This is a genomic window from Gordonia sp. UBA5067 (genome assembly GCF_002414845.1).
Lineage (GTDB): Bacteria > Actinomycetota > Actinomycetes > Mycobacteriales > Mycobacteriaceae > Gordonia > Gordonia defluvii.
Window position 1 is genome coordinate 1 of the sequence record NZ_DIAX01000061.1, and the last position, 1,295, is coordinate 1,295.

Below are 1,295 nucleotides of genomic sequence, written 5' to 3' on the forward strand. Positions count from 1 at the left end.
GTGCTCGCGCGGCATCACTGCGCGGCCAGTCGAGCCTGCTTGTCGGCCTCGACGAGGGCATCGAGCAGCGCATCCATGTCGCCGCCGAGCACCGAGTCGAGGTTGTTGGCCTTGAAGCCGATGCGGTGGTCGGCGATCCGGTTCTCCGGGAAGTTGTAGGTGCGGATCCGTTCGGAGCGGTCGACCGTGCGGATCTGTGCCGCTCGGCCCTGCGCGGCGGTGGCCGCGGCTTCCTCCTCGGCCTGCGCCTGCAGCCGCGCGGCAAGCACCTGCATCGCCCGCGCCTTATTCTGCAGCTGCGACCGCTCGTTCTGACACGTCACGACGATCCCGGTCGGAAGGTGCGTCAGCCGCACCGCCGAGTCGGTGGTGTTGACCCCCTGACCGCCCTTGCCTGAGCTGCGGTAGACGTCGACGCGCAGATCCTTGTCATCGATCTCCACCTCGGCCACCTCGTCGGGTTCGGGATAGATCAGCACGCCCGCCGCCGAGGTGTGGATCCGGCCCTGCGACTCGGTGACCGGGACGCGCTGCACCCGATGCACACCGCCTTCGAACTTCAGTCGAGACCAGACTCCGTCACGGGTGGCCTGCGGCGCCCGGATGGACAGCGTCGCCTCCTTGTAGCCACCGAGATCGGACTCGGTGGCGCCCAGCACCTGCGCCTTCCAGCCGTGCCGCTCGCAGTATTTGAGATACATGCGAACCAGGTCGGCCGCGAACAGTGCCGACTCGTCGCCGCCGGCGCCGGGCCGGACCTCGAGGACGACGTCATCGCCGTCGTGTGGGTCACGCGGGGCCAACAGGTCGGTCAGCGTCTCGTCGAGCTTCGCGACCTGCGCTTTCAGCGGGGGGATCTCCTCGAGAAAGGAGGGGTCGTCATCGGCCAGCTCGGTGGCGGCGGCGAGGTCATCGCGCGCCGCGACAAGCTTGGTGTGAGTCGACATGATCGGGCCGAGCTCGGCGAAGCGCTTGGCAACGCGGCGCGCGTTGGCCGAGTCGTCGTGCAGCGACGGATCGGAGAGCTGCGTCTCCAATCCCGCATACTCGGCAAGGACATCGTCGATCGCCGACGGTTGCTCGATTGCCATTGCGTGCCTTCCTGTTCTGCCAGCGCGTGCCCGGACAAACGCCACGGCGCCCGCGCGTGCGCAATCGCACGCCGGGCGCCGCTTCGACTTGACCCGCTAGCTGTCGGCGGTGGCCTTCTTCTCGCGCTTGCCGTAGCGCTTCTCGAAGCGGGCGACGCGGCCGCCGGTGTCGAGAATCTTCTGCTTGCCCGTGTAGAACGGGTG

General features: G+C 68.3%; 2 protein-coding genes. Both read right to left on the minus strand.

All coding sequences use genetic code 11. The annotated features are described in order from the left end of the window. Window positions 1-14: 14 nt before the first annotated feature. Complete coding sequence (gene prfA / locus B4M62_RS10675; protein WP_290707508.1) at window positions 15-1,091, minus strand: peptide chain release factor 1; 1,077 nt, start codon at window positions 1,089-1,091, stop codon at window positions 15-17. A gap of 96 nt (window positions 1,092-1,187) precedes the next feature. Then, window positions 1,188-1,295, minus strand: a 108-nt coding sequence (gene rpmE, locus B4M62_RS10680; protein ID WP_290707515.1) for a 50S ribosomal protein L31, incomplete at its 5' end; no start/stop codon positions are given.

Bases quoted from the DNA above. Each gene is read 5' to 3' on its own strand.
- prfA (WP_290707508.1), bottom strand. From the start codon at position 1,091: ATGGCAATCGAGCAACCGTCGGCGATCGACGATGTCCTTGCCGAGTAT.